24 protein-coding genes are annotated in these 26601 nt (G+C 70.4%); 11 read left to right on the forward strand and 13 right to left on the reverse strand.

Annotated elements, in window-relative coordinates; genetic code table 11:
* Nucleotides 1-65 precede the first annotated feature (65 nt).
* Nucleotides 66-254, reverse strand: a complete 189-nt coding sequence (locus ACGFU7_RS09185; protein ID WP_393693847.1) for a DUF397 domain-containing protein — start codon at nt 252-254, stop codon at nt 66-68.
* A gap of 5 nt (nt 255-259) precedes the next feature.
* The gene (locus ACGFU7_RS09190) at nt 260-571 is read right to left on the reverse strand and encodes a Scr1 family TA system antitoxin-like transcriptional regulator (protein WP_393693849.1); all 312 of its coding nucleotides are present in this window, start codon (nt 569-571) and stop codon (nt 260-262) included.
* Between the two features lie 32 nt (nt 572-603).
* Here ACGFU7_RS09190 and ACGFU7_RS09195 point away from each other — a divergent pair, with 32 nt between their 5' ends.
* Nucleotides 604-1008, forward strand: a complete 405-nt coding sequence (locus ACGFU7_RS09195) for an ATP-binding protein (RefSeq protein WP_393693851.1) — start codon at nt 604-606, stop codon at nt 1006-1008.
* Here the strand turns inward: ACGFU7_RS09195 and ACGFU7_RS09200 are convergent.
* The 3 genes from ACGFU7_RS09200 to pdhA (ACGFU7_RS09210) are packed head-to-tail and all read right to left on the reverse strand — an operon-like array spanning nt 995 to nt 4585.
* A complete protein-coding gene (locus ACGFU7_RS09200) occupies nt 995-2398 on the reverse strand; it encodes a dihydrolipoamide acetyltransferase family protein (RefSeq protein ID WP_393693853.1) in 1404 nt (467 codons plus the stop codon). The genes ACGFU7_RS09195 and ACGFU7_RS09200 overlap by 14 nt on opposite strands.
* A gap of 10 nt (nt 2399-2408) precedes the next feature.
* Nucleotides 2409-3389, reverse strand: coding sequence for an alpha-ketoacid dehydrogenase subunit beta (locus ACGFU7_RS09205; protein ID WP_393693855.1), 981 nt, complete (start codon nt 3387-3389; stop codon nt 2409-2411).
* A gap of 2 nt (nt 3390-3391) precedes the next feature.
* On the reverse strand, nt 3392-4585 hold the full coding sequence (gene pdhA / locus ACGFU7_RS09210) for a pyruvate dehydrogenase (acetyl-transferring) E1 component subunit alpha (protein ID WP_393693857.1): 1194 nt from the start codon (nt 4583-4585) through the stop codon (nt 3392-3394).
* A gap of 340 nt (nt 4586-4925) precedes the next feature.
* Between pdhA (ACGFU7_RS09210) and ACGFU7_RS09215 the strand changes: the two genes are divergently transcribed.
* From ACGFU7_RS09215 to ACGFU7_RS09225, 3 genes are all read left to right on the forward strand, one after another.
* Entirely contained in the window at nt 4926-5585 is a 660-nt protein-coding gene (locus ACGFU7_RS09215) for a response regulator (RefSeq protein ID WP_393693858.1), read from the forward strand.
* A 205-nt stretch (nt 5586-5790) separates the two neighbouring features.
* Entirely contained in the window at nt 5791-6219 is a 429-nt protein-coding gene (locus tag ACGFU7_RS09220) for a pyridoxamine 5'-phosphate oxidase family protein (protein ID WP_393693860.1), read from the forward strand.
* Nucleotides 6220-6345: 126 nt separating this feature from the next.
* Entirely contained in the window at nt 6346-7338 is a 993-nt protein-coding gene (locus ACGFU7_RS09225; protein WP_393694260.1) for a phosphotransferase, read from the forward strand.
* A gap of 13 nt (nt 7339-7351) precedes the next feature.
* On the opposite strand, the gene ACGFU7_RS09230 is transcribed toward ACGFU7_RS09225, so the two are convergent.
* Nucleotides 7352-8983, reverse strand: a complete 1632-nt coding sequence (locus ACGFU7_RS09230; RefSeq protein WP_393693861.1) for a protein kinase — start codon at nt 8981-8983, stop codon at nt 7352-7354.
* A 295-nt stretch (nt 8984-9278) separates the two neighbouring features.
* On the opposite strand from ACGFU7_RS09230, the gene ACGFU7_RS09235 reads away from it, so the two are divergent.
* The 6 genes from ACGFU7_RS09235 (at nt 9279) to ACGFU7_RS09260 (ending at nt 16918) form a co-directional block, all read left to right on the forward strand.
* Nucleotides 9279-10928, forward strand: coding sequence for a protein kinase (locus tag ACGFU7_RS09235; protein WP_393693863.1), 1650 nt, complete (start codon nt 9279-9281; stop codon nt 10926-10928).
* A 197-nt stretch (nt 10929-11125) separates the two neighbouring features.
* Entirely contained in the window at nt 11126-11791 is a 666-nt protein-coding gene (locus ACGFU7_RS09240) for a hypothetical protein (RefSeq protein WP_393693865.1), read from the forward strand.
* Between the two features lie 83 nt (nt 11792-11874).
* On the forward strand, nt 11875-12489 hold the full coding sequence (locus ACGFU7_RS09245; protein ID WP_393693867.1) for a PadR family transcriptional regulator: 615 nt from the start codon (nt 11875-11877) through the stop codon (nt 12487-12489).
* A 135-nt stretch (nt 12490-12624) separates the two neighbouring features.
* Nucleotides 12625-13404 carry an ABC transporter ATP-binding protein gene (locus ACGFU7_RS09250; protein ID WP_393693869.1) on the forward strand — a complete coding sequence of 260 codons (780 nt, stop codon included), beginning with the start codon at nt 12625-12627 and terminating at the stop codon, nt 13402-13404.
* Nucleotides 13401-16250, forward strand: coding sequence for an FtsX-like permease family protein (locus tag ACGFU7_RS09255; RefSeq protein WP_393693870.1), 2850 nt, complete (start codon nt 13401-13403; stop codon nt 16248-16250). Before ACGFU7_RS09250 ends, ACGFU7_RS09255 begins: the two co-directional genes overlap by 4 nt.
* Before the next feature lie 119 nt (nt 16251-16369).
* Complete coding sequence (locus ACGFU7_RS09260) at nt 16370-16918, forward strand: bacterial proteasome activator family protein (RefSeq protein ID WP_323183884.1); 549 nt, start codon at nt 16370-16372, stop codon at nt 16916-16918.
* Between the two features lie 122 nt (nt 16919-17040).
* On the opposite strand, the gene ACGFU7_RS09265 is transcribed toward ACGFU7_RS09260, so the two are convergent.
* From ACGFU7_RS09265 to pdhA (ACGFU7_RS09295), 7 genes are all read right to left on the reverse strand, one after another.
* Nucleotides 17041-18027 carry an NAD(P)H-quinone oxidoreductase gene (locus tag ACGFU7_RS09265; RefSeq protein WP_393693872.1) on the reverse strand — a complete coding sequence of 329 codons (987 nt, stop codon included), beginning with the start codon at nt 18025-18027 and terminating at the stop codon, nt 17041-17043.
* Between the two features lie 189 nt (nt 18028-18216).
* Nucleotides 18217-19353: a potassium channel family protein gene (locus tag ACGFU7_RS09270; RefSeq protein WP_393693874.1), complete on the reverse strand. Its 1137-nt coding sequence runs from the start codon at nt 19351-19353 to the stop codon at nt 18217-18219.
* Entirely contained in the window at nt 19311-20855 is a 1545-nt protein-coding gene (locus tag ACGFU7_RS09275; protein WP_393693875.1) for a molybdopterin molybdotransferase MoeA, read from the reverse strand. The genes ACGFU7_RS09270 and ACGFU7_RS09275 overlap by 43 nt, the downstream gene beginning before the upstream one ends.
* A gap of 416 nt (nt 20856-21271) precedes the next feature.
* A complete protein-coding gene (locus ACGFU7_RS09280; RefSeq protein WP_393693877.1) occupies nt 21272-22120 on the reverse strand; it encodes an NTP transferase domain-containing protein in 849 nt (282 codons plus the stop codon).
* Between the two features lie 99 nt (nt 22121-22219).
* A complete protein-coding gene (locus ACGFU7_RS09285; RefSeq protein ID WP_393693879.1) occupies nt 22220-23635 on the reverse strand; it encodes a dihydrolipoamide acetyltransferase family protein in 1416 nt (471 codons plus the stop codon).
* Nucleotides 23635-24666, reverse strand: a complete 1032-nt coding sequence (locus tag ACGFU7_RS09290; RefSeq protein ID WP_393693881.1) for an alpha-ketoacid dehydrogenase subunit beta — start codon at nt 24664-24666, stop codon at nt 23635-23637. Before ACGFU7_RS09290 ends, ACGFU7_RS09285 begins: the two co-directional genes overlap by 1 nt.
* Nucleotides 24663-25826 (reverse strand): pyruvate dehydrogenase (acetyl-transferring) E1 component subunit alpha, encoded by a 1164-nt coding sequence (gene pdhA, locus ACGFU7_RS09295; protein ID WP_393693883.1) that lies wholly within the window; start codon nt 25824-25826, stop codon nt 24663-24665. The genes ACGFU7_RS09290 and pdhA (ACGFU7_RS09295) overlap by 4 nt, the downstream gene beginning before the upstream one ends.
* Before the next feature lie 264 nt (nt 25827-26090).
* Between pdhA (ACGFU7_RS09295) and ACGFU7_RS09300 the strand changes: the two genes are divergently transcribed.
* On the forward strand, nt 26091-26597 hold the full coding sequence (locus ACGFU7_RS09300; protein ID WP_393694261.1) for an Lrp/AsnC family transcriptional regulator: 507 nt from the start codon (nt 26091-26093) through the stop codon (nt 26595-26597).
* Nucleotides 26598-26601 lie beyond the last annotated feature (4 nt).

Consider the following 26601-nt stretch of genomic DNA (forward strand, 5'->3'; position numbering starts at 1 on the left):
CGGACGGCGACGGCGCGGGGGATATCGCAGGCGACCTCCTCGCCCTCGCCGTTCCACCGCCGCGTCTACGGTCGCCGGCGCAGGCCCGCCGTGAAGCTGTCCCACGCGGCGGGAGCGAGGACGAGGAGCGGGCCGTCGGGGCGCTTGGAGTCGCGGACGGCGACGGTACGAGGGATGTTGCGGGCCACTTCGACACACTCCTGGCCCGCGTTGCCGCCGCTGTAGCTGGACTTGACGAACTCGTACCCGGGCACGCGGTTTACAGCTCCCGGAGGATGGCGTTGATGAGTCTGACCGAGGTGTGCTGCGCAAGCCCCAGACGCGAGATGCGGTCGAAAAGGCTGCTGTGGCGCTCGGCATCAGTATCGCTCTCCAGCCAGAGAGTGGTCGAGGTCGTATCCATGTGAACCACATCGAGCGCCCCCGGTTCAGCGAAGGACACGATGGTGAAGGCGCTTGTCATGCCGGGGTGAGCACCGGCGATGTACGGCATCACCTGAAGCTTCACGTTCGCTCGCACAGCGGAGCCGAAACCGGCGGAAGTGCACCGCCCTGCCCGCAGGCGCGACATCGCACCGCCACCTCACCGAGAGGTACGCGCCCATGACCGCAGCTCAAGAGGTTCCGACACCCGAACCCGTCCTCCGCGAGGACCGGCTCGACTTCGCCCCCACCGCCCGCAGCGTCTCCTTCTCCCGGCGCCGTACCGCGCGGCTCGTACGGGAGTGGGGACATCCGGGACTGGCCGGCGACGCGGCCTTGCTGGTCAGCGAGTTGGCGACCAACGCGTTACTGCACGGCGCCATCCGGGGGCGGCTCTTCCGCGTGCACCTCACGCTCAGCGCGGCCACGCTGCGCATCGCGGTCAGTGAGCCGCGCTCCGTCGGCAAGACCGTGTTCGCCGAACTCGCCCTGCGGCAAGGGCCGGAGATGCCGATGGGCCCGCGCGAAGCCGTTCGCGCGGGCCCATCTCGTACAGGTACCGAAGTGACTGCTACGCCCAGGTGATCAGGCGCTTCGGCTGCTCCAGGATCGCGGCGACATCCGCCAGGACCTTGGAGCCGAGCTCGCCGTCGACCAGGCGGTGGTCGAACGACAGGGCCAGCGTAGTGACCTGGCGGGGCTTCACCTTGCCCTTGTGGACCCACGGCTGGAGCTTGATCGCTCCGACCGCGAGGATCGCGGACTCGCCCGGGTTCAGGATCGGCGTACCCGTGTCGACGCCGAAGACACCGACGTTGGTGATGGTCACCGTGCCGCCCGCCATCGCGGCGGGGGAGGTCCGGCCCTCGCGGGCCGTGGAGACCAGTTCGCCCAGGGACGCGGCCAGCTGCGGGAGCGTCTGCTCGTGCGCGTCCTTGATATTCGGCACGATCAGACCGCGCGGGGTGGCGGCGGCGATGCCCAGGTTCACATAGTGCTTCTGGACGATCTCCTGGTTCGCCTCGTCCCAGGCGGCGTTGACGCCCGGGTTCCGCTTGATCGCGACGAGGAGGGCCTTGGCGATGATCAGGAGCGGGTTGACCCGCACCCCCGCCATCTCCTTGTCCTCCTTGAGCTCCGCCACCAGCTTCATCGTGCGCGTCACGTCGACGGTCACGAACTCGGTGACATGCGGAGCCGTGAAGGCGCTGCCGACCATCGCCTGGGCGATGGCCTTCCGTACGCCCTTGACCGGGATACGGGTCTCCCGCGCGCCCGCGACGGCGGCCGGCGCCTCAGGGGCGGGGGCCTGCGCGACCCCCACCGCGACGGGGGCCTGCGCCTGTGCCGGTACGGGCGTGGCCGCCGCGTGCACGTCCTCGCGGGTGATGATCCCGCCCTCGCCGGTCGGGACGACCGTCGCCAGGTCGATACCCAGGTCCTTGGCCAGCTTGCGCACCGGCGGCTTGGCGAGCGGCCGGCTCTCCGGGATCACGGCGCCGTGGCCGTTCATCTCGCCCTGGATCGCGGCCGCGGCGGCCGGTACGGCCGCGGTCGTACCCTTGCGGGCCCGTCGCTTGGTCGAGCTCTCGGCGACGCCGTACCCGACCAGGACCGGCTGACGGCCCTTGGGGGCCTCCGGCTCCGGTTCCACGACCGGCGCGGGAGCGGCGACCGGCGCCGGGGCCGCGTCACCGCTGCCCGGCGCCACGTCCACCGCGATGATCACCTGGCCGACGTCGACGGTCGTGCCCTCGGGGAAGCGCAGCTCATGCACCACCCCGTCGAACGGAATCGGCAGCTCCACGGCCGCTTTGGCCGTCTCGACCTCGCACACGACCTGGCCGTCGGTGACGGTGTCGCCGGGCTGGACGTACCACTTGAGGATCTCGGCCTCGGTCAGTCCCTCGCCCACGTCGGGCATCTTGAACTCACGGAAGCGAGCAGCGTTGGAAATGTCGGTCATCGTTGTCACGCCCCAGTCCTCAGTACGCCAGCGAGCGGTCGACGGCGTCGAGCACACGGTCGAGACCCGGCAGGTACTCGTCCTCCAGCCGCGCCGGCGGGTACGGGACGTGATAGCCGCCGACCCTCAGCACCGGTGCTTCCAGATGGTAGAAGCAGCGCTCGGTGATCCGGGCGGCGATCTCGGCCCCGGAGCCGTAGAACACCGGCGCCTCGTGGACGACGACGAGCCGGCCGGTCTTCTCGACCGAGGTCTGGACGGTGTCGAAGTCGATCGGGGACATCGAGCGCAGGTCCAGGACCTCGATCGACTTGCCCTCCTCCTGGGCGGCCGCGGCCGCTTCCAGGCAGACCTTCACCATCGGGCCGTACGCGACGAGCGTGAGGTCGGAGCCCGTACGCGCCACCGAGGCCCGGTGCAGCGGGCCGGGGATGGAGTCGGTCTCGACCTCGCCCTTGTCCCAGTAGCGGCGCTTCGGCTCGAAGAAGATGATCGGGTCGTCGCTCTGGACGGCCTGCTGCATCATCCAGTAGGCGTCGCTCGCGTTCGAGGGCGAGACCACCTTCAGGCCCGCGACGTGCGCGAACAGGGCCTCGGGGGACTCGCTGTGGTGCTCGACGGCGCCGATGCCGCCGCCGTACGGAATCCGCACGACGACCGGCAGCTTGATCTTGCCGAGCGCCCGGGCGTGCATCTTCGCGAGCTGCGTGACGATCTGGTCGTACGCGGGGAAGACGAAGCCGTCGAACTGGATCTCCACGATGGGCCGGTAGCCGCGCAGGGCCAGGCCGATCGCCGTACCGACGATTCCGGACTCGGCGAGCGGGGTGTCGATCACCCGGTCCTCGCCGAAGTCCTTCTGGAGCCCGTCGGTGATCCGGAAGACCCCGCCCAGCTTGCCGACGTCCTCACCCATGATGAGGACCTTGGGGTCGGTGTCGAGAGCCTTGCGCAGCGACTCGTTGAGAGCCTTCGCAATGGACATCTTTTCCATGGCCATGGCTACTTGCCCTCCTCGGCAGAGTCTGCGAACGATGCCTGGTAGGCGGCGAACTGGGCGCGCTCCTCGTCGACGAGCGGGCTCCCGTCGGCGTAGGCGTGGTCGAAGATCGCCATCCGGTCCGGATCGGGCATCGCCCGTACCGCTTCACGCACCCGCTTGCCGAGGGCTTCGCTCTCCTCCTCCAGCGCGGTGAAGAACGCCTCGTCGGCGGCGCCCTGCTTCTCCAGGTACGTACGCAGCCGCAGGATCGGGTCCTTGGCCTCCCAGGAGGCCCGCTCCTCGTCCGCCCGGTACTTCGTCGGGTCGTCGGAGGTGGTGTGCGCGCCCATGCGGTAGGTGAACGCCTCGACGAGCGTGGGCCCTTCACCCCGGCGGGCCCGCTCCAGCGCCGACCTGGTGACGGCCAGACAGGCGAGTACGTCATTGCCGTCGACCCGGACGCCGGGGAAGCCGAAGCCCTGCGCGCGCTGGTAGAGCGGGACGCGGGTCTGCTTCTCGGTCGGCTCGGAGATCGCCCACTGGTTGTTCTGGCAGAAGAAGACGACCGGGGCGTTGTAGACCGCGGAGAAGGTGAAGGCCTCGGCGACGTCTCCCTGGCTGGAGGCACCGTCGCCGAAGTACGCGATCACGGCCGAGTCCGCGCCGTCCTTGGCGACGCCCATGGCGTAGCCGGTGGCGTGCAGGGTCTGCGAGCCGATGACGATCGTGTACAGGTGGAAGTTGTTGGTGTTCGGGTCCCAGCCGCCGTGGTTCACACCGCGGAACATCCCGAGCAGATTGGTCGGGTCGACCCCCCGGCACCAGGCGACGCCGTGCTCGCGGTACGTCGGGAAGACGTAGTCGTCGTCGCGCAGGGCCCGGCCGGAGCCGATCTGGGCGGCCTCCTGGCCGAGCAGCGAGGCCCACAGACCCAGCTCGCCCTGGCGCTGCAGGGCGGTGGCCTCGGCGTCGAAGCGGCGGGTCAGGACCATGTCCCGGTACAGACCGCGCAGCTCTTCGACGGTCAGGTCGATCCGGTAGTCCGGATGCTCCACCCGCTCGCCCTCGGGCGTCAGCAGCTGTACGAGCTCGGGCTCGGAACTCTGCGGCGTCTTGGCGGGCGTCCTGGCGGACGTCTTAGCGGGCGTTTTCACGGCGCTGGTCCGCTTACTGCTGCGTCGCGGTTTGCTCGCGGCAGTGCTCTCCACGGTCACGTGCGTGCTCCTCCGTCGGTCCGGCCCCCGGGGTCTGCCGGGAAGCCAGTGCGGCTCGCCTGTGTCCGTACCCGTGCACGGGGTGGGTGCCGCTCGGTCCGGGAACAGGCGTGACAGGTGCCCCGGCGAGCGCCCTGCGAAAAGCACGTTACCCAGTACGCCGCATAACTGCGAAACCCTATCTGACCTGCGATTTTGCTTGGATTTCCAAGTAAATCGAAAAAGTCGGGAACTCTCGCTGGTCACAGCACTGGGAACAGCCTTGCAGGCCGCCGGAACAACGGCACGTTATCCCGCCGTTCGGCGGCAGGGAAGAGGCGAGTGTGTGAGACTGCGTTTTGTGCGCGAACAAGGAAAAATCACCGTTTTTCTGCTGGACGACCACGAAGTCGTCCGGCGCGGAGTCCATGAATTGCTCTCGGTCGAGGACGACATCGAGGTCGTCGGCGAGGCCGGCACGGCGGCGGACGCACTGGTCCGCATCCCCGCGACCCGGCCCGATGTGGCGGTGCTCGATGTGCGGCTGCCGGACGGGAGCGGGGTGGAGGTCTGCCGGGAGATCCGTTCCCAGGACGAGAACATCAAATGCCTGATGCTGACCTCGTACGCCGATGACGAGGCGCTTTTCGACGCGATCATGGCAGGCGCGTCGGGATACGTACTGAAAGCGATCCGCGGCAACGAACTGCTGAGCGCGGTACGGGACGTGGCGGCCGGGAAGTCGCTGCTGGACCCGGTGGCGACAGCCCGGGTGCTGGAGCGGCTGCGCGACGGCAAGAAGGGCCGGGGCGACGACAAGCTCGCCGGTCTCACCGATCAGGAGCGCAAGATCCTCGATCTGATCGGCGAGGGGCTGACGAACCGGGTGATCGGCGAGCGGCTGCACCTCGCCGAGAAGACGATCAAGAATTATGTCTCCAGTCTGCTCTCCAAGCTGGGCATGGAACGGCGCTCGCAGGCCGCCGCGTACGTGGCCAGGCTGCAGGCGGAGAAGGGCTGAGCGCCGCGTGGCGCGAGGGCCGCGTAGCGCAAGGGCCGCGTAGCGCAAGGGCCGCGTAGCGCAAGGGCCGCGACCTCGCGTGGCGAGAAGGCCGGGGCGTGGGCGATGCGGCCGCGGTCCTCGGTGGTCTTCGGGACTTTGGTCCCGGACCACCTGGGGCCGCAGCCTCTTTTTACGGCCTCCCCGGTGGCGGAGAGTGGAGAACATGCCCTCTGAGGAACTCCACGCGATCGAACTGCTCGGCCGCGTCCCGTACGGCCGGCTGGCGACGAGCATGCGGGCCCTCCCGATACTGGCGGTGGCCCGCCATATCGTGGTCGACGGCCGCGTCGTCCTGCGGATGCACGGCGGCCTCGGCTACCACGAGGCCTGCGACGGCACGGTCGTGGCGTACGGGGCGGACAACTTCAACGCCACGCCCTCGGGGGGCGACGGCGAGCTGTGGTCCGTACAGTTCACCGGCCCCGCGGAGATCGTCTTCCCGACCGCCGAACAGCAGGAGCGCTTCGGGGCCTCCCCCGTCCACGTGAACGGGGAGCCGTTCACCCCGGCCTACCTCGGGGTCGACCCGCACTTCGTCTCCGTGCACACTCTGGGCTTTGACGCAAGTCAACTGATCCGCAACGCAGCGTGATCTAACATCTGGCGAGTGCCGCGCTCATTTGTAACCCTTCCGTCTGCTCAACCGGCCGGCGAGGCGCTGTGCTCATCCGCGCCCCGTTCGGCCGTGCCCCGTCCGCCCGTTCCTCCGGTGGACGAGGTGCTGCGCCGCTACCCGGATGCCGGTGAGCCCCTCACCTGCAAGCCCGTCACCCAGGGCCTGCTCAACCACGGCTACCGCGTCTCCACCACCCGCGGCTCCTACTTCCTCAAGCATCACCTCGACGACTCCACCGGCGACCGCGCCACGATCGTCCGCCAGCACCGCGCCACCCAGCGGCTGCAGTCACTCGGCGTGCCCGTCGCCCCGCCCGTGGTGGACACCGAGGGCGACACGGTCACGGAGATCGGCGGCCGGTGCTACGCCCTGCACCCCTGGGTCGACGGACTGCACCGGGCCGGCGCCCAGCTCACCGCCGCCCAGTCGCAGCGGCTCGGAGCGCTGCTCGGGGCCGTGCACACCGGGCTCGAACAGGTCATGGAGGCGGGCACGGGGCTCGCGCAACGGTCCGGCGGCCACCGGAGCCCCGACCCCGCCGACACCTTCGTGCTGATCGACGACCTGCTGGCGGCCGCGCGCGGGCGCCGCCCCCGGGACTCGTTCGACGAGCTGGCCGAACACCGCCTCCTGGAGCGGCGCACCCTGCTCGAACAGCACGCCGACCGCAGGCCGCCCACCCCCGACATCCCGGCCACCGGCTGGGTGCACGGCGACTTCCACCCGCTGAACGTCCTCTACCGGGGCACGGACCCGGTCGCGATCCTCGACTGGGACCGGCTGGGGGTCCAGCCGCGCGCGGAGGAGGCGGTACGGGCCGCGGCGATCTTCTTCGTACAGCCGGCCGGGAAGCTGGAGCTGGAGAAGGTACGGGCGTACGCGCGGGCCTACCGGCGGGCGGCCGGGGCGGGGGCGTCGGAACTGGCCGCGGCGGTGCATCGGGTGTGGTGGGAGCGGCTCAACGACTTCTGGATACTGCGCTGGCGGTACTGCCTGCACGACCGAAGGGCCGACCCGCAGTTCCCTGCGGTGTCGGCCCTGGCGGTCTGGTGGACGCGCGAGTACGAGGCGGTGTGCGAGGCGTTCACGGGGTGAGGCCTCGGGGGGGTTACGGGGTGGTGCCCGCCGTGGTGCCGGCCGCCGCGGACGTGCCGGTGCTGGTCCCGGCGGCGTCGCCGGCGGAACCGCCTTCGCTCGTTCCCGTACCCGCAGTCGTGCCGGTGTCGGTGTTGCCGCCCGGACCGGTGCCGGCATCGGTGCCCGTGCCGGCGTCGGTGCCTTCGTCCGTCCCCGTGCCGGCGTCGGTGCCCGTACCGGCGTCGGTGCTGCCGCCCGTGGCCGGTGCGGACGGTTCGGTCGACGGCGGCTCGGACGACTCGCTCGGGGTGACCGGCGGGGAGTAGGAGTTCGGCGGCGGCGAGTCCTGCTGGTTGCCGGTGGAATTCTCCGGCAGCTGGCTCTCCTGGCTCTGCTCGTCGCTCGGCGAGGGCGAAGTCTCCGACTCGGACGACGAGCTGGAGGTCGTCGCGGGCGGCTTCTTGTGCTGGTTGCCGCTGCTGCTGGCCGCGTTGACGGCGATGGCGACACCGGCCCCGATCGCGATCAGCGCGAGCACGACGAACAGCCACAGCTTGCCGCGGCCGCCACCGCCCTGGTGTCGGCCTTCGTAGCCACCGTCGTCGGGGTTCATCGGCGGCAGGATCGGGCCCTGCGAGGTATCCCCGTGCTGCGGGTGGCCCATCGCCATCGTGCCCCCGGCGATGCCCATGGCCGGGGTGTGTCCGCCTTCGTGCATCGCGACCGGGCCGGTGTTCCACGTACCCGTGTGGCCGCCCTGCACCTGAAGCATCTGCAGGCTGTACTGGACGAGGCCACGCATCTCCTCGGCGCTCTGGAACCGGTCGTCCGGGTCCTTCGCGAGCGAGCGCATGACCAGCCCGTCCAGCTCCGGCGGCACCGCTTCCAGCACCTCGGACGGCGGGACCGGAATGTCCTGCACATGCTGATACACCACGGAGAGCGGCGTCTCACCCGTGAATGGGGGCCGCAGCGACAGGAGTTCGTACAGCAGGCAGCCGGTGGCGTAGAGATCGGAGCGGTGGTCGACGGCCTTGCCCAGCGCCTGCTCGGGGGAGAGGTACTGCGGCGTGCCCATGACCATGCCGGTCTGCGTCATCGTCGACTGCGCGCCGTGCAGCGCACGGGCGATGCCGAAGTCCATCACCTTGACCGCACCCGAGTTCGTGATGATCACGTTGGCGGGCTTGATGTCACGGTGCACGATGCCGTGCTGGTGCGAGTACGCGAGGGCTTCCAGCACACCCGAGACGATGATCAGCGCCTGCTCGGGCGGCGGGGCCTCGGCATTGAGCAGCAGATCGCGGATGGTGCGGCCCTCGACGAGCTCCATCACGATGTAGGGGACGGTCTGGCCGCCCACGACGTCCTCGCCGGAGTCGTACACGGCGACGATCGCATGGTGGTTGAGGCCCGCGACCGACTGTGCCTCGCGCGTGAACCGGGCCTTGGAGACCGGGTCCTCGGCAAGATCGGAACGCAGGAGCTTCACCGCGACCGTACGTCCCAGCCTGACATCCTCGGCCGCGAAGACCTCCGCCATGCCGCCCCGGCCGAGCCGGTGGGTCATCCGGTAACGTCCGTCACCGACGACGCCGCCGATGCCCCAGGAGTCGGTGCCATCCGAAACTCCGCCGCCGTTTGCTTCGGAATCGGGTGCCATCAGTCCTCGCCGTCGTATCTGTCCGCGCGTCCGCGGGTTCTCACGGTGTCTAGCTGCATTGCCACGCCACGCTACAGCCTTCGCCGGACACACCGTTTCCGAGAGGGACGGGTCATCCAACCGGCCGACGTGCCGCGCGCGCAAATTCCATGTGGTTCCTGTAACGCTTCCGAGACGCTTCTTGTGCGTAGGGTCACGGAACGGGCACCTGGCTTGACGTGTCGTACCCCTCGGGCAGACTTGGCGCGTAAATAGGGATCATCGCGTCAGTCGCGCGCCGAGGGGGAAGCAAGTCATGAGCCAGGACGGCGCACACGGCGCTCAGGGGCGCTATGCAGGCGGTTCGGTCGCCGGCGGCCGGTACCAGCTTCGCGACCTGCTCGGCGAGGGCGGGATGGCGTCCGTATATCTGGCGTACGACTCCGCACTGGACCGCCAGGTCGCGATCAAGACGCTGCACACGGAGCTGGGCCGCGAGCAGTCCTTCCGTGAGCGGTTCCGGCGCGAGGCCCAGGCCGTTGCCAAACTGCAGCACACCAACATCGTCTCGGTCTTCGACACCGGCGAGGACGAGCTCGGCGGCGCGCTGATGCCGTACATCGTCATGGAGTACGTGGAGGGGCAGCCCCTCGGCTCCGTGCTCCAGGCGGACATCCGGAGTTACGGTGCGATGCCGGCCGACAGGGCGCTCAAGGTGACGGCCGACGTACTGGCCGCGCTGGACACCAGCCACGAGATGGGCCTGGTCCACCGCGACATCAAGCCCGGCAACGTGATGGTGACCAAGCGCGGTGTCGTGAAGGTCATGGACTTCGGCATCGCCCGCGCCATGCAGTCGGGTGTCACGTCGATGACGCAGACCGGCATGGTCGTCGGCACCCCGCAGTACCTCTCCCCCGAGCAGGCCCTGGGCCGCGGGGTGGACGCGCGCTCCGACCTGTACTCGGTCGGCATCATGCTGTTCCAGCTGCTGACCGGGCGCATCCCGTTCGACGCGGACTCGCCGCTCGCCATCGCGTACGCGCATGTCCAGGAGGAGCCGGTCGCGCCCTCCACCATCAACCGGTCGATCACCCCGGCGATGGACGCGCTCGTCGCCCGCGCGCTGAAGAAGAACCCGAACGAGCGCTTCCCGAGCGCCGCGGCGATGCAGGACGAGATCGCGCGCGTGCTGAACGCGAGCGGGCAGACGGGCGCCCCGGTGATCGTCGCGGGCGGCGGCGCGCCGTCGAACAGTGGCTCGGGCGTCGGCTCGGCGGTCTTCCCGCCGGTCGACCAGTCCACCCCGGCGCCGCAGAACGTCCAGACGCCGTACCAGCCGGGCCCGTACCAGTCGGGGCCTTACGGTCCGCAGACCTCGGCGCCCACGCCGGCACCGTCGTACGGCTATCCGCAGTCGGCTCCGGCGTACCAGAGCCAGGCGCCGATGTCCCCGATGTCCCCGATGCAGCAGCAGACCCCGCCGCCGTACACGATCGCGCCGCAGACGCAGTCCGGCTCCGGCGGGGGCGGCTCGAAGCGGAACATGCCGGTGATCGTGGGCTCGATCGTGGTCGCGCTGATCGCGATCGGCGGGCTGATCACGGTGCTCTCGCTGAAGGACGACTCGGGTTCGGGCGGCGACAACTCCGCAAGTGAGTCGTCGGCCGCGAGCGAGCACAAGGATCCGGAGCGGAACCGGACGATGAAGACCGACGACTGCACGGACGCCATGGAGGACAGCGACGACCCGAACAAGGTCGACGCACCGAGCTTCATGTACAAGGACATCCTCTCCGCGAAGGCGTGCGCGGACGCGGCGGGCTGGACCATCAAGCAGATCAAGGTGCCGGGGAACGCCTACGCCGAGGACCAGGTCATCGACCAGTTCCCCACCTCCGGAACGGCCGTGCCCAAGACGGGCGCGCACTTCGAACTGCGCATCGCTACGGGCGACCCGGCCTGAGCGGACGCAAAAGCGGACGCGCGGGTACGCCCGTGCGCGGGAGTGACGGACCGGTAGATGTGAGGGCCGTTTCCCCAGCCGCATACACGTGACAGCGCCTCCTGGATCAGTCATATATCCGAGATGCCGGACATATCGTCACATGTGACGCTGACCTCATGGCTCCAGGACTTCTCCCCTCACGGTCCACAAGGTGCGTGGCCTGCCTCATATTGACGGCGGGCGCGGCGCTGGGGGGCGCAACCGGCGTGGCGCACGCGGACCGACGCACCCCCGGCGGGACACCGGAGACGGCCAGCGCCCCGGCTGCGCCGCCCACGACCACGTCGGCCGGACTTTCCGCCCCGCCTTCCACCGCCTCCGGTGCCGAACCGTCAGGCAAGGGTTCGGCCACTCCTTCGGCCGAACCTCCGGCCGTACCGACGACCACCCCCTCGGGTGGCGCCTCGGCCGCCCCCGCACCCCCTGCGCCCGCCTCCCCGGCCTCGGGCTCCCCCTCCCCCTCGCCCTCCTCCGCCGCCGTGGACGCAGGGTCACCGCCTCCCGAAGCGCAGCCCCCGCTTGCCGGGCGCGAAGCAGGGGAGGGGCGGCTGCGGCCCGGGCGGCAGCCCCTGCCGTGGGAGCTCGCGCCTGCGGACAACTCGCTCGACGAGCCCGACGCGCGGCCCGCAGCGACCGACCCGGGGCCGGCGACCGCCGTGACTCCGGCGGCGAGCACGTCCCCCGAGGCCGGCCGGCTCGCTCCACAGGCCCTCGACGGGCCGTCCGTGGAGCGGGTGCAGCGGGTGTCGCTGGGCGCGGGAATCGCACTGATAGGACTGGGGCTGGGCTTCCTGGCATTCCGCTTGCGCCGCCCGAACTGAGACGACCCACAGGCCTCCCAAAAGCTCCCACACGCTCCGGCCGGGGCTTGCGTCGAGCAGCATACTCGGTATACATACTCAGTATGTCGATCCGTCACGGGCTGCTGGCCCTGCTGGAGCGGGGGCCCCGATACGGCTCCCAGCTCCGTACCGAATTCGAGTCACGCACGGGCTCCACCTGGCCGCTCAACGTCGGCCAGGTGTACACGACGCTGAGCCGACTGGAGCGTGACGGCCTGGTCGCCCAGGACGACGAGGACGACCAGGGACACGCCCTCTACGCGATCACCGACGACGGCCGCACGGAGCTGCGGAGCTGGTTCGAGACGCCCGTCGACCGCAGCAACCCGCCCCGCGACGAACTGGCCATCAAGCTCGCCATGGCGGTCGGCGCGCCCGGTGTCGACATCCGGGCCGTCATCCAGTCCCAGCGCCACCACACCGTGAAGGCGATGCAGGACTACACCCGCCTCAAGGCACAGGCCCTCGCCGATGTCCCGGCCAACCGCGACGAGGTCGCCTGGCTGCTCGTACTCGAACAGCTGATCTTCCAGGCGGAGGCCGAGGCCCGCTGGCTGGACCACTGCGAGTCCCGGCTGGTCCGCCTCGCCGAGGCCGCAGCCACGGAGCCGGAGCCCGAAGTACGTACGCCCGGCCGCGCCCCGGCCCGCACCGCCCGCCCACGCACCCGACGCTGACCGCCCACGTACGCGCCCGGCGCCGGCACCCGGCACCCACCACGGATCGCCACGTACGCACCCGGCGCCGGCCACGGACCGCTTCGGTGTCCGGCGCCGGCCCCACAAGACCCGTTCCAAGGGGGAACCACCCACATGTCCTCGCGCGCCCCGTCCCGATCCGCGTCCTCGTCCGGCTCGCCGCTGTCGGCCGACGCACCGGTGCTCGAACTCCGAGCGCTCACCCGCACCCACGGCACCGGCATCGCCGAGGTGCACGCCCTGCGCGGCATCGACCTCTCCGTGCGCACCGGTGAACTCGTCGCCGTGATGGGCCCCTCCGGCTCCGGCAAGTCCACCCTGCTGACCATCGCGGGCGGTCTCGACACCGCGACCAGCGGCCAGGTCATCATCGAGGGCCAGGACATCGCCGGCCTCGGCCGCAAGGGCGTCGCCGCCCTGCGCCGCCGCAGCGTCGGCTATGTCTTCCAGGACTACAACCTGATCCCGGCGCTCACCGCCGCCGAGAACATCGCCCTGCCGCGCGAGCTCGACGGGGTCTCCGTGCGCAAGGCCCGCAAGGAGGCGCGAGCGGCGCTGGAGGAGTTGAAGCTCCTGGAGATAGCCGACAGGTTCCCGGACGAGATGTCCGGCGGCCAGCAGCAGCGCGTCGCGATCGCCCGCGCGCTGGTGGGGGACCGGCGCCTCGTGCTCGCCGACGAACCGACCGGGGCACTCGACTCCGAGACCGGCGAGGCCGTGCTCGCGCTGCTGCGCAACCGCTGTGACCAGGGTGCGGCCGGTGTCATGGTGACGCACGAGCCGCGGTACGCCGCCTGGGCGGACCGGGTCGTGTTCCTCCGGGACGGTTCGATCGTCGACCAGACGCTCACCGCCGACGCCGACTCGCTGCTGGCCGCCGAGGCCGCCAAGTGAGCCTCTTCACGGGCTGGCGCGCCTCCCTCCGCATAGCCAGGCGCGACGCGATGCGCGCCAAGGGCCGCAGCGCACTGGTGGTCGCGATGATCGCCGTGCCGGTACTCGGTGTCACGGCCGTCGATGTGACGTACCGCAGCGTGACGCCGACCCTCGCCGAGAAGCTGACCAGCGAAATGGGTTCCGCAGACGCGCTGTTCAGCGACCAGATGATGGGGCCCATCGAGCAGCTCCCCGATGGGGGGATGAGCAACATTTACATGGGCGCCGACGACGCACCGCCCGTGGAGAACGCTGACCCGGTCGACGTCAGGACGACGTTCCCCAAGGGTTCGCGGGCGATCAGCATCCAGTCCGTCCCGGCGAGTGTCACCACCCGGTACGGCGTCACGAACACCGACATCTTCGAGGTCCGGACGTCGGACACGATGGTCCGCGGCAAGATCGACCTCGTGCGCGGCGCCCACCCGCACGGCAAGAGCGAGATGGCCGCCACCGAGCCGTTCCTGAAGGCGACCGGACTGCACGTCGGCTCGACCACCACCGTGCGCAACTTCGGCAAGCCGTACACCATCACCGGTGTGGTCGAGCTGCCCAGCGAGCTGAAGGCCAAGGCGCTCTACGCCGACCCCGGTGCGGTCATCGCGCCGTGGAAGGCCGAGGCCGACCACGACAAGAAGGTGCTTCAGCCGAACACCGGGTCCACGGACTGGCTGGTCAAAGGCCCCGCAGGGGTCGGCGTGACCTGGCCGGCCGTCATGGAGGCCAATAAGTCGGGCGTGCTCGTCACGTCCCGGCAGGTTGTCCTCGACCCGCCGCCGGACTCCGAGGTCCCGCTGGCGGCCAGGAACCCCGGCCGCTTCGACAGCGGGTCCGAGAAGCTCAGCACGGCACTCGTCACTGTGATCGCCATGGCGGTCCTGGAGATCGTGCTGCTCGCCGGACCGGCCTTCGCGGTCGGTGCGCGCCGCTCCCGCCGCCAGCTCGGCCTCCTCGGTACCTGCGGCGGAGACAGGCGCCACGTCAGGGCCGTGGTGCTCGGCGGTGGTCTGGTGCTCGGTGGCATCGGAGCGGTGACGGGTGTCGTGGTCGGCCTCGGGCTCACCGCGGCTCTCCAGTCCATGATCGAGAACTGGGCCGGACAGCGGTTCGGCTCCCTCTCGATGCCGCCGCTGGAGTTGCTGCTCATCGCCGCGATCGGCCTGGTCACCGGCCTGCTGGCGGCGTTCGCCCCGGCGATCGTGGCGAGCCGGCAGTCCGTACTGGAGTCGCTCACCGGCCGCCGCGGCGTCCGCCGCTCCTCACGGGTGCTGCCCGTCCTCGGCGCCTGCGTGCTGGCGTTCGGTGCCGCGATCGCCCTCTACGGCGGCACCAGCGGGAACTCGACACTGGTAGCCGGCGGCTCGATGGTCGCCGAACTCGGGCTGCTCGCCTGCATCCCGGTGATCGTCGGCTTCCTCGGGCGGCTCGGCAAGAGGCTGCCTCTCTCGCCCCGGATGGCGCTGCGCGACGCGGCCCGCAACCGCGGTCGTACCGCTCCTGCCGTCGCCGCGGTGATGGCGGCCGTCGCGGGTTCGGTGGCCATCGCCACGTACATGTCCAGCCATTCGGCCGAGGCCGAGTACAACTACATTCCCTCGATCGCCAAGGGGACCATCGTCGTCTCGTCCTCCGACGAGGAGACGGCCGAGCGGCTCCCGCTGGCGCGGACGGCCGTGGAGCGGAACATGGCCGTCACCAGCGGACACGCGGACTTCCGACGGGTCTGGGCAGGCAGCGACTGCAACTCCTACGAGGAGAACCACTGCGGCTCGCTGGAACTGGTCAAACCCACCGGCAAGGCCCACAGCTGCCCGCTCACCCGCAAGGGAGCCAAGGAACTCGCCGCGCGGCTCTCCGCCGACGAGCACAAGAAGCTGATGCGTTCCCCCGCCTGCCTCACCGACCTGATGTCATCGGGTCTCTTCACCACGGATGGGAGCAACATCGTCGTCGCGGACGCGGCCCTGCTCGACACGTATGTGAAGCTCGACGACCCCGCAGCCGCCAAGGCACTGGCCGCGGGCACACCGGTGCTGCTCAACCCGGTGTACGCGGAGAACGGCGAGGTCACCGTCAAGGCGGTCCACCAGTACAGCGAGAAGGACAAGAAGAACTGGAAGCTGCACCCGGGCAAGGCGCGGACCACCGTGGACAAGCTGAAGGTGTACGTGGCTCCCGCGAAGTACGCCACCACCCCTGGGATCCGCATGATCCTTCCGGAGAGGGCCGCGGAACGGCTCGGCCTGCACACCAGGGCGTCCGGGAGCGTGTATGCCGTCGCCCATGCGCCGACGGACGCCGAGGACCAGCGCGTTTCCGGTGCCATCGAGCAGGCCGGCGGCGGCATCTGGGTTCAGTCCGACTACGGCACCAGCCAGGATCAGCAGGACACCATCCTGCTGATCCTGACCCTGTTCGCCGGCATGGTGACCCTGGGCGCCGCCGCGATCACCACGGGCCTCGCCAAGGCGGACGCGGAAGCCGATCTCAACACCCTCAGCGCGGTGGGCGCGCCTCCGAGCGTGCGACGGAGGCTGTCCGGCTTCCAGTGTGTGGTGGTGGCGCTCACGGGTGTGGTGCTCGGCACGCTGGCAGGCCTGGTGCCCGCGGTGGCGCTGCGCCTCATCGACCTGCGGGAAGCGCTCAAGTCGATGCGGCTTGATCCCACGCAGTCGGCGTACACGCCGATCGTGCTGCCCTGGGCGACCATCGGTCTGCTCGTCGTGTGCATTCCGCTGCTGGCCGGGGTGCTCGCGGCGGCGCTCACGCGGTCGCGCCTGGCGCTGGCACGGCGGGCCGGATGATGACACGGGCGGTGCGGGCAGTGGCCTGACCGGCTGATTCGGTGCCCTCGAAAACGGTGGATCAACCGTTTGCGGGGGCACCACCGTGTTGTACGGCAGGTGTGCGAGACAATGGCGCCATGGAGATGCCGAGGAATGAACGGTCGCAGGAGCACCCCCAAGTCCTCGTAGTGGGGCAGGACGGCATGGCGATCGGCGGCGGTGGCACTGACGACGAGTCGCGTGAGGTCCCGGTGACGGAGATGGTCGAACAGCCCGCGAAGGTCATGCGCATCGGCAGCATGATCAAGCAGCTCCTGGAGGAGGTCAGGGCGGCTCCTCTCGACGAGGCGAGCCGGGTAAGGCTCAAAGAGATCCACGCAAGCTCCGTGAAGGAGCTGGAGGACGGCCTCGCGCCGGAGCTGGTGGAGGAGCTGGAGCGGCTCTCCCTGCCGTTCACCGAGGAGTCGGTGCCTTCCGAGGCGGAACTCCGGATTGCACAGGCACAGTTGGTGGGCTGGCTGGAGGGCCTCTTCCACGGCATCCAGACGGCGCTGTTCGCCCAGCAGATGGCGGCACGGGCCCAGCTGGAGCAGATGCGGCGCGCCCTTCCGCCGGGGAGCGGACACGAGGACGAGGACGGCAGCGGGGACCAGCACGGGGCCATCCGGTCGGGCCCGTATCTCTAGTCCGTACACCGCAATTGGTTGGTACACCTCGATCACGTAGCAACAACACCGAGGCCCGGCACACATGGTCAACGACCTGTGTGCCGGGCCTTTTCCTGCGCGGTACGGGAACGGGGCGCGCGTCAGCCCGCGGGTGCCTGCAGAAGCACCTTTCCGATGTGTGCGCTGGACTCCAGCACCCGGTGGGCCTCGGCGGCGTCCGGCATCGGCAGTGTGCGGTCCACGATGGGCCGGACGACACCGTCGGCGATCAGCGGCCAGACGTGCTCGCGAACGGCGGCGACGATGGCGGCCTTCTCGGCGAGCGGACGGCCACGCAGCGAGGTCGCGGTGATGGCGGCCCGCTTGTGCAGGAGGGCGTTCAGATTCAGCTCGCCCTTGACGCCGCCCTGGAGACCGATGATGGCCAGCCGACCGTTGACGGCGAGCGCCTCCACGTTACGGTCCAGGTACTTCGCGCCGACGATGTCGAGGATGACATCCGCACCGGCCCCGTCCGTCGCCTTGCGCAGCTCCTCGACGAAGTCCTGCTCCCGGTAGTCGATCAGGATGTCGGCCCCGAGCTCCGCGCAGCGCGCCAGCTTCTCCGGTCCGCCCGCGGTCACCGCGACCCGTGCGCCCACGGCCTTGGCGAGCTGGATCGCCATCGTTCCGATGCCGCTGGACCCGCCGTGCACCAGCAGTGTCTCGCCGGGGCGCAGATGGGCCACCATGAACACGTTCGACCAGACCGTGGCCGTCACCTCGGGCAACGCAGCGGCCAGAGTCAGGTCGACTCCGTCCGGTACGGGCAGCAGCTGCCCGGCGGGTACGGCGACCTTCTCCGCGTAACCGCCGCCTGCGAGCAGCGCACACACCTCGTCGCCGACCGACCAGCCGGTGACACCGGGCCCGATCGCCGAGATGCGGCCCGAGCACTCCAGGCCCGGGTACGGGGACGCACCGGGCGGCGGGTTGTAGAAGCCCTGCCGCTGCATCACGTCGGCGCGATTGACCGCGCTGGACACGACATCGACGAGAACCTCGCTCTCGCCGGCTACCGGATCTGGCACCTCGGCCCATACGAGCGCCTCGGGGCCACCGGGTTCGGGGATCGTGATCGCATACATGGCGGCGAGGCTACTCCGTGGCGCGGTCCGGGCGACGCCATGGCACCGGGAGGCCGGGCGACACCATGTGGGCCGGGCCGGGCGACACCGTGTGGACGAGGCCGGGCGACACCATGGGCAGCTGGTCACACCGACGGAAGCAAGCCGTGCCGGAGCGATGCCCGGCTACGGGCGCAGCGCGATGCACCGCTACGGGCGCGGCGTACCCGTAGCCGGGTTGCTCAGCGGTGGTTCGTTCGAGGCACGCACGATGGTGATCAAACGGTCCGTCAACTGCAGCGGACTGGCCGCCGGATCGTCGTATCCGATCAGCCGATGCCCCCGCAACACGCTGACCACGAGATCGTCGGTCTCCCGGACACCCCTGCCCACTTCGGCCTTTATCACCGGCCGCTCGACGAGATCGAGACCGCTGCCCTGTTGGATCAGGTCCTCCATCACCGTGCCCGCGCTGGGGCTGAGGACGGAGAGGCCGAGCAGCCGGCCCGCCGCGCTGGCACTGGTGATCACGGCGTCGGCGCCGGACTGCCGGAGCAGCGGGGCGTTCTCCTCCTCGCGCACCGCGGCGACGATCTTCGCGCCGCGGTTGAGCTGCCGCGCCGTCAACGCCACCAGCACCGCCGTGTCGTCGCGCTGGGTGGCGATGATGATCTGACGCGCCTTCTGGACCTCGGCACGCAACAGCACCTCACTGCGCGTCGCGTCGCCGACCACGCCCACGAACCCTTCGGCGTTGGCGATCTCTATCACCTTGGTCGCCGGGTCGACGATGACGATCTGTTCCTTCTTCAGGCCGGTGGCCCGCAGGGTCTGGATGGCCGAACGGCCCTTCGTCCCGAAGCCGACGACAACGGTGTGGTCACGCAAGTTGGTTCTCCAACGCTTCAGCCGAAAGTCCTCCCGGGTCCGTTCCGTAAGGACCTCGAGAGTGGTGCCGACCAGGATGATCAGGAAGAGCACCCGCAGCGGTGTCACGAGCACCACATTGGTGAGTCGGGCGCCGTCCCCGTACGGAGTGATGTCGCCGTAGCCGGTGGTGGAGAGGGTGACCGTCGCGTAGTACACCGCGTCCAGCAGGTCGACGTTGTCATCGGCGGCGTCGTGATATCCACTGCGGTCGAGCCAGACGATCAGCACGGTGGCGGCAAGCACCATCAACGCCATCATCAGCCGCTTGGCGACCTGCCGCGCCGGTCCGTGGACGACCCTGCGCGGGAGCTGCACCCGCGTGGGCACGGCATGCTCGTCGGCGCGCCTGGCCATCGCATCGTGGCCGGGAAGTTTCACGTGAAACACCCTTCCGTCCACGGCGTCGCCGAGGCCCACGGTAGGTCGAGGATCTCCACCTCGGTGCCGGACCGTACCCCGCTCGGTGGCACGACGGCCAGCCCGTCCGCCGCGGCGATTCCTCGGAGCATCGCCGGACCGTTGTAGTGCAGCGGTACGACGTGCTCGGCACCGCTGCCGGTTCCCGCGCCGCCGAGGTTGCCGGCGCTGTCGCGGGTGCTGCCGGTGCTACCGGTGCCGCCTGTGCCGCCTGTGCCGCCTGTGCTGCCTGTGCTGCCTGTGCCGCCTGCGCGGTGGACGACAGGCACCAGACGGGTGTCGTGCGGGTGTCCGTGCACCTCGTCGCGTACGACGACCCGGTACGGCGCCTCCGGCGCCCGGCCGGCCAGCCCGCGGAGCAAGGGCTCGGCAAGTGTGAGGAGCCCGGAGACAGCGGCCAGGGGATTGCCGGGCAGTCCGACGAGATACGGGCCCACGTCTGAGCCCTCCGTCTTGAGCCTGGCCAGCAGCATCGGGTGACCGGGGCGGACCGCGACGCCGTCGACCAGCAACTGGGCCCCGATCTCGGCAAGGACCGGGTGGACGTGGTCGACAGGGCCCGAGGCGGTACCGCCGGTGGTGATGACCAGATCGGCGTCGGAGGTGGTGAGGGCGCTCCGGAGGGCCGCCGCGTCGTCGCCCAGGCGCTGCGGGGCGGAGACCTCGGCGCCCAGCGCGCGCAGCCAGGGGCCGATCATCGGGCCGAGCGCGTCACGGATCAGCCCGTCGTGCGGCAGACCGCTGGTCAGCAGTTCGTCACCGAGGACGAGGACATCGACGCGAGGGCGGGGGACAGTGACGAGTTCGTCGTACCCGGCAGCGGCGGCCAGACCGAGGACAGCAGGCGTCACCAGGGCTCCGGCGGGCAGGAGTTGATCGCCGGAACGGCATTCCTGACCGCGGGGCCTGATGTCCTGTCCGGGGTGCACCTGCTGCTTCGCGTGGAGCAGCCCCTTGGCCTCGTCCACGTGAGCGTGTTCGCTGCGGATCACGGCGTTGGCATCCGCCGGGATGCGGGCGCCGGTGGCGATCCGTACGGCATCGCCGTCGGGGAGCGTGGCGGGGGTGCCGTGCCCGGCGAGGATGCCCAGATCCTGGCGTGGGCGTGGACCTGCCCCCGTGTCCCCGGGACCCTTCTCGTTGCCGGCTCCTTCGACCTCGCGGATGGTCCACGGCCCCGGTCCCGTGACGACCCAGCCGTCCATGGCGGAGGTGTCGAAGGACGGCAGATCGGTGAGCGCGACGAGCGGCTCGGCGAGTACGTGTCCGAGCGCCTGGTCGAGGGGGAGTCGCCGGGCGCGGGCAGGAACGTCACGGCCCGACCGCGCGGCCAGGGCGCGCGCCTCCCGCCAGGGCGTCGCCCGCCTGTGCCGGTCACGCTCGTGGGGCCGGTCGGCGCTCTGGTCCGAGGTCGGGGGCGGGGACTGGGATGCGGACGCGAGCCTTTCCGTGGGGTGGGGCCGGTCCGCGGAATTCGGCTGCCCCGAGGAACAGGAGTCCATGGAGTGGGGCCGATCCGCAGAATGGGGCTGATCCGCGGACTGAAGCCGGCGTGCAGGGTGGTGCTCACCTGACGGCTGACGCCCGACCAGAGCGAGGGCCTGTTCAACAGCCCGGTCCTCTTCGGCGGCCCGCAGTTCCTCCGGAGTCGGGTCCCGATCGGCCGTCGGAGGACGATCGCTCGCCGAGGGCGAGTCGACCGCTGACAACGGGTTCGCCGCCGAAGGCGAGTTGACCGCTGAGAAGGAGTCGGCCGCCGACAACCGATCGCCCGCCACCAACCCACGGTCGGCCGCCCCCGGACGGTCACGAGCCGAAGGCCCGACATCCGCCGAAAGCCCGACACCCGCCGAGGGCCTCACGCCCATCGACGCAACGTCGGCCGCCGGAGGTGGGTCGGACCTGTCGTTGTGGGCCGTCATTGCGTCTCGTTCTCGTCCGCCCACCGGAGGGCGAGCGCGGCAGCCTTGCGGGCGGCCTCGGCCACCGCCGCCGAGCCGTCGCCGCCGCTGCTCGCCTTCGCCGCCGCGTACCCGACCAGGAAGGTCGTCAGGGGCGCGGCGGGCCGGGCGACGCCGTGGGCGGCGTCACGGGCGAGATCGAGCAGGACGTCGGTGTCGACGTCGAGTTCGATGCCCAGTTCGTTCTTGACTGCGGTGATCCATTCGTCCAGCACGGTCCCATGCTCTCTGATACGGGCCCGGGCCGACGCAATGTCCTCCCAGGTGTCGCAGTCGAAGGAGGCGAGGGGGGCGGCCTCCACCCGGGCCAGGTCGAGTTCATTCGTCAGCAACCGCAGGGGGAGTCCGGACAGACTGCCGTGCTCGGTGGCGAGCAGGGCAAGCTCGCGCCGTAGCGGTTCGGCACGGTAGACGGCGACGAGAGGCTGGTCGCGACCGTCCTGATCGGTACACAGGGCCCCGTCCCACTGCCCGTCACCGGCAGCGGCCAGCAGCGCTCCGACGGTGCTCTCCCCGAGGAACGGCAGATCGGCGGAGAGTACGAGAACCCATTCCGCGGCCGTTCGCCGGACCCCGGCGTCGAGGGCGGCCAACGGCCCGCCGCCCTGCGGTTCTTCGCGCGTCCAGGTCACTGCGCGCACGGTGGGCCGCCGCCCGCCCACCACCACGGTGGTCGAGGCATCGGCGCAGGCCGCCAGCACCCGGTCGAGCAGCGCACGGCCACCGACCCGGATCCCGGGCTTGTCGGCGCCGCCGAGCCGCTTGGCGGCCCCTCCGGCAAGGACGATGGCGTCATACGGGGTCATGCATCCGAGTATGCGGGCCGCAGCCTCCCGTTGATCCTCCCCGCCCGCAATCCAGTGGATCTACGAGGGCAGGAAACGGGAGCCCGCGCCCCATTCCGCCTACAACGTGCGCAGCAGTACCGTCGGCTGTTCCACGCAATCAGCCACGTAGCGCAGGAAGCCACCCGCCGTACCGCCGTCGCAGACCCGGTGGTCGAAGGTCAGCGAGAGCTGGACGACCTGGCGTACGGCCAGTTCCCCCTGGTGCACCCACGGCTTGGGCACGATCCGGCCGACACCCAGCATTGCCGCCTCCGGGTGGTTGATGATCGGGGTCGATCCGTCGACTCCGAACACCCCGTAGTTGTTCAGCGTGAACGTGCCGCCGGTCAGCTCCGCCGGGGTCAGCCTCCCGGTCCGGGCCGCCTCGGTCAGCCGGGCGATCTCGGCCCCGATCGACTCCGCGTTCCGGGACTGCGCATCCCGTACGACGGGGACGACCAGGCCCCTCTCGGTCTGGGCCGCGAACCCGAGGTGGACCTCCGGCAGCCGCACGATCTCCCGCGCCTCCAGGTCCACCGTGGAGTTGAGCTCGGGGAACCGGGCCAGTGCAGCGGTGCAGATACGCGCCAGCAGGGCGAGCACCGACACCTTGGGCCCGGCGGCCGGACCACCGGCGCTGTTCATCGCGGATCTGGCCGCCATCAGCTCGGTGGCGTCGGCGTCGACCCAGCACGTGGCATCGGGGATCTCCCGTCGGCTGCGCGCCAGCTTGTCGGCGACCGCGCCCCGTACGCCGCGCAACGGAATCCGCTCCACGGCCGGACTCGCAGCCCTCCGCGCCACCGACGGCTGCACCGGAGGCAGCGACGTCGCTTCCGATACCGACTCCGGCACCGCGGCCGAGGCCGGCATGGGAGCCGCCGCCCCCTCTGCCAGTTCCCTGATCGCGGATTCGACATCGGCCCGCAGGATCAGCCCGTCGGGGCCGGAACCCGCCAGCTGCCGCAGATCAAGATCATGCTGCCGCGCCAGCTTCCGTACCAGTGGGGAGACGACAGCCACCGGACCGCCCCCCGGCACCACATCCGGAACAGCCGCAGAAACCGCAGCCGCAGCCGTCACATGTGCGGCAACAGGCGCCGCCATCGCCTCGGGACGGACCCGTCGACGGCGCGCCACCGGTGCGCCCGTCCCGTACCCGACCAGCACATTGCCAGACGCCTCCGCCTCACGAGATCCAGAACCGGACCCAGAACCGGAATCGGAACCGGCCCCCAAGGCTCCCTCGGACCCCACCGCCACCGTCAACAGAGGCGCCCCGACCGGAAGTTCCTTGCCCTCCTCGCCGAACCGCGCGGTCACCACGCCCCCGTACGGGCACGGCACCTCCACCATCGCCTTGGCCGTCTCAACCTCGACGACCGGCTGGTCGATGGCGACGACATCGCCGACCTCCACCAGCCAGCGCACGATCTCCGCCTCGGTGAGCCCCTCGCCGAGGTCCGGCAGCTTGAATTCGAATACCTGGGGCATCAGTTCTCCGCCTCCCACTGCAAGCGGGCGACCGCGTCGAGCACCCGGTCCACGCCTGGCAGATGGTGCCGCTCCTGCATCGGCGGCGGATACGGAATGTCGAACCCGGTGACCCGCAGCACCGGCGCCTCCAGATGGTGGAAGCAACGCTCGGTGACCCGGGCCGCGATCTCGCCGCCCGGGCCGCCGAAACCGGAGGACTCGTGGACGACGACGGCGCGACCCGTACGCCGCACGGAAGCGGCGACGGTCTCGTCGTCGAACGGCACCAGTGAGCGCAGGTCGACGACTTCGAGATCCCAGCCCTCTTCGACGGCCGCTTCCGCAGCCTCCATACAGACCGGCAGCGACGGCCCGTACGTGATCAGCGTCGCGCTGCGCCCGGGCCTGCGGACGACAGCTCGTCCGATCGGCTCCACGTCCACCGGCTCCTCGGGCGACCAGTCAGCCTTCGACCAGTAGAGCCGCTTCGGCTCCAGGAAGACCACAGGATCGTCGGAGGCGATCGAGGCCCTCAGCAGCCCGTATGCGTCCTCGACCGTGGCGGGCGTGACGACATGGAGGCCGGGCGTCGCCATGTAGTACGCCTCCGAGGAGTCGCTGTGATGCTCGACGCCGCCGATCCCGCCGCCGTACGGCACCCGGACCGTGATCGGCAACGGCATGGCACCGGCCGTGCGGTTCCGCATCTTGGCGACATGGCTGATGAGCTGCTCAAAGGCCGGATAGGCAAAGGCATCGAACTGCATCTCCACCACGGGCCGCAGCCCGTACATCGCCATGCCGACGGCCGTGCCGAGGATGCCCGCCTCGGCCAGCGGGGTGTCCGTGCAACGGTCCTCGCCGAACTCCTTCGCCAGACCGTCGGTGATCCGGAAGACCCCACCGAGCGTGCCGACGTCCTCGCCGAGGACATGCACCGTCGGGTCCTCGGCCATCGAGTCGCGCAGCGCCCGCCCGAGCGCCTGCGCCATGGTGGCGGGTTTGGCCTTCGTCGTCCGCTCTCCGGCCGGTGCCGCTGCGGTGGTCATCGCCCTTCCTCCAGGTCGTTGTGGCCGTGCTGGCCCTGCTCGGCCTCCAGCTCGACACGCAATCGGGCGGCCTGCTCCCGCAGTTGTGTGGTCTGTTCCGCATAGACATGGGCGAAGAGATCCATCGGGTCGAGCACCGGATCGGCGTTCATCCGCTCGCGCAGAGCGGCAGCCATCCGCTCCGCGGCCGCGCGCGCCTCCTCGATCCCGTCGTCGCCGAGCAGCCCCCGCCCGGTCAGCTCCCGCTCCAGGAGCTGGATCGGATCGTGCGCACGCCACGCCTCCACTTCGCTGTCGCCGCGGTAGCGCGTGGCGTCGTCGGCGTTCGTATGGGCGTCCATGCGGTACGTCACCGCCTCGACGAGCGTCGGACCGCCACCGCTCCGGGCCCGTGCGACTGCCTCACCGAGGACTTGGTGCACGGCGGCCGCGTCATTGCCGTCCACCAGCCGGCCGGGCATCCCGTATCCCACGGCCTTGTGTGCCAGGGACGGAGCAGCGGTCTGCTTCGCCAGCGGTACGGAGATCGCGAAGCCGTTGTTCTGCACGAGGAAGACGACGGGGGCCCGCCAGACGGCCGCGAAATTCAGCGCCTCGTGGAAATCGCCCTCGCTGGTCCCGCCGTCCCCGACCATGGCCAGCGCCACCACGTCGTCGCCCTTGAGGCGCGCCGCGTGTGCCAGGCCCACCGCGTGCGGCAGCTGGGTGGCGAGGGGGGTGCAGAGCGGGGCGATGCGGTGCTCGCGCGGGTCGTAGCCGGTGTGCCGGTCGCCACGCAGCAGCGTCAGTGCCTCGACCGGGTCCAGGCCGCGCGCCACGGCCGCCAGCGTGTCGCGATAACTGGGAAAGAGCCAGTCCCGCTCCTCCAGCACCAGCGCGGCCGCTATCTCGCAGGCCTCCTGCCCCGTGCTGGACGGGTAGACGGCGAGCCGGCCCTGCTTGGTGAGAGCGGTGGCCTGCGCGTTGTACCGCCGGCCGCGCACCAGCTCCGCGTAGAGCCGCAGCAGCAGCTCGGGGTCGGCATCGGCCACGGCATCCGTACCGAGCACGCGGTACGGCTCGGGGTCCGGGAGCAGCGGCGCGGGATCGGTGAGCGGCTTCCAGGCCGGGGGCGGCGTGGGCCGGTAAGCGGCCGCGCCGGGCAGCTCTTGGACCGTCATGACAAGCACCTCCTGGCATCGAGGGTTTTCGAGCGGCGTCTGACGACATCGGAGGATCGTCCAATGTCGAGGGGTGTCGAAATGCATCGAAATGTCGAGCGCTGTCCGAGGCACGGATGCGCTGTGCCTCACCTACCGATTGTTCGGTCGCGAGCGCATTTTGGCTACAGGCACCTCCAGCCTGTGGACAAACGGTTCTCCACAGCCTGGGATAGGGGCAGGTCGTCCAGGACAGGGAGGCGCGGGCACATGTCAGCTGAACAAATGGCCGACGGGGGCGAGGACCCCGGCCAGGTTCCGCCCGCGCGCCCGCTCGACGCCATCGACCGCGACATTCTGCGACTGCTCCAGACGGACGGCCGCGCCTCGATACGGTCGGTGGCCGATCGCGTCCATGTGTCCCGGGCCAACGCGTACGCGCGGATCAACCGGCTCATCGACGACGGCGTGATCCGCGGTTTCAGCGCGCGCGTGAACCATGAGCGGGCGGGGCAGGGCGCCTCCGCGTACGTCACGCTCAAGATCGTCCAGAATTCCTGGCGCACCGTGCGCGAGCAGCTCCAGGCGCTGCCGGGCGCCACACATATCGCGCTGGTCAGCGGCGACTTCGATGTCCTGCTGCTGGTGCACACCCCGGACAACCGGTCGCTGCGCGAGCTGGTGCTGACCAGGATCCAGGCCATCCCGGAGGTGCTCTCCACCCGCACACTTCTGGTGTTCGAGGAGACGGACCTGGCCTCGGGCCCGGCCAGACCCACCGAGCTGACCTGACGGG

This window comes from Streptomyces sp. NPDC048473, from assembly GCF_043200155.1.
GTDB lineage: Bacteria > Actinomycetota > Actinomycetes > Streptomycetales > Streptomycetaceae > Streptomyces.

Coding starts and splice junctions, on each gene's coding strand:
- ACGFU7_RS09260 (WP_323183884.1), top strand. CDS start 16,370: ATGGAGATGCCGAGGAATGAACGGTCGCAGGAGCACCCCCAAGTCCTC.
- ACGFU7_RS09265 (WP_393693872.1), bottom strand. CDS start 18,027: ATGTATGCGATCACGATCCCCGAACCCGGTGGCCCCGAGGCGCTCGTA.
- pdhA (WP_393693883.1), bottom strand. CDS start 25,826: ATGACGGTCCAAGAGCTGCCCGGCGCGGCCGCTTACCGGCCCACGCCG.
- ACGFU7_RS09280 (WP_393693877.1), bottom strand. CDS start 22,120: ATGACCCCGTATGACGCCATCGTCCTTGCCGGAGGGGCCGCCAAGCGG.
- ACGFU7_RS09300 (WP_393694261.1), top strand. CDS start 26,091: ATGGCCGACGGGGGCGAGGACCCCGGCCAGGTTCCGCCCGCGCGCCCG.
- ACGFU7_RS09245 (WP_393693867.1), top strand. CDS start 11,875: ATGTCGATCCGTCACGGGCTGCTGGCCCTGCTGGAGCGGGGGCCCCGA.
- ACGFU7_RS09285 (WP_393693879.1), bottom strand. CDS start 23,635: ATGCCCCAGGTATTCGAATTCAAGCTGCCGGACCTCGGCGAGGGGCTC.
- ACGFU7_RS09205 (WP_393693855.1), bottom strand. CDS start 3,389: ATGGCCATGGAAAAGATGTCCATTGCGAAGGCTCTCAACGAGTCGCTG.
- ACGFU7_RS09230 (WP_393693861.1), bottom strand. CDS start 8,983: ATGGCACCCGATTCCGAAGCAAACGGCGGCGGAGTTTCGGATGGCACC.
- ACGFU7_RS09220 (WP_393693860.1), top strand. CDS start 5,791: ATGCCCTCTGAGGAACTCCACGCGATCGAACTGCTCGGCCGCGTCCCG.
- ACGFU7_RS09250 (WP_393693869.1), top strand. CDS start 12,625: ATGTCCTCGCGCGCCCCGTCCCGATCCGCGTCCTCGTCCGGCTCGCCG.
- ACGFU7_RS09235 (WP_393693863.1), top strand. CDS start 9,279: ATGAGCCAGGACGGCGCACACGGCGCTCAGGGGCGCTATGCAGGCGGT.
- ACGFU7_RS09195 (WP_393693851.1), top strand. CDS start 604: ATGACCGCAGCTCAAGAGGTTCCGACACCCGAACCCGTCCTCCGCGAG.
- ACGFU7_RS09190 (WP_393693849.1), bottom strand. CDS start 571: ATGTCGCGCCTGCGGGCAGGGCGGTGCACTTCCGCCGGTTTCGGCTCC.
- ACGFU7_RS09290 (WP_393693881.1), bottom strand. CDS start 24,666: ATGACCACCGCAGCGGCACCGGCCGGAGAGCGGACGACGAAGGCCAAA.
- ACGFU7_RS09275 (WP_393693875.1), bottom strand. CDS start 20,855: ATGGACTCCTGTTCCTCGGGGCAGCCGAATTCCGCGGACCGGCCCCAC.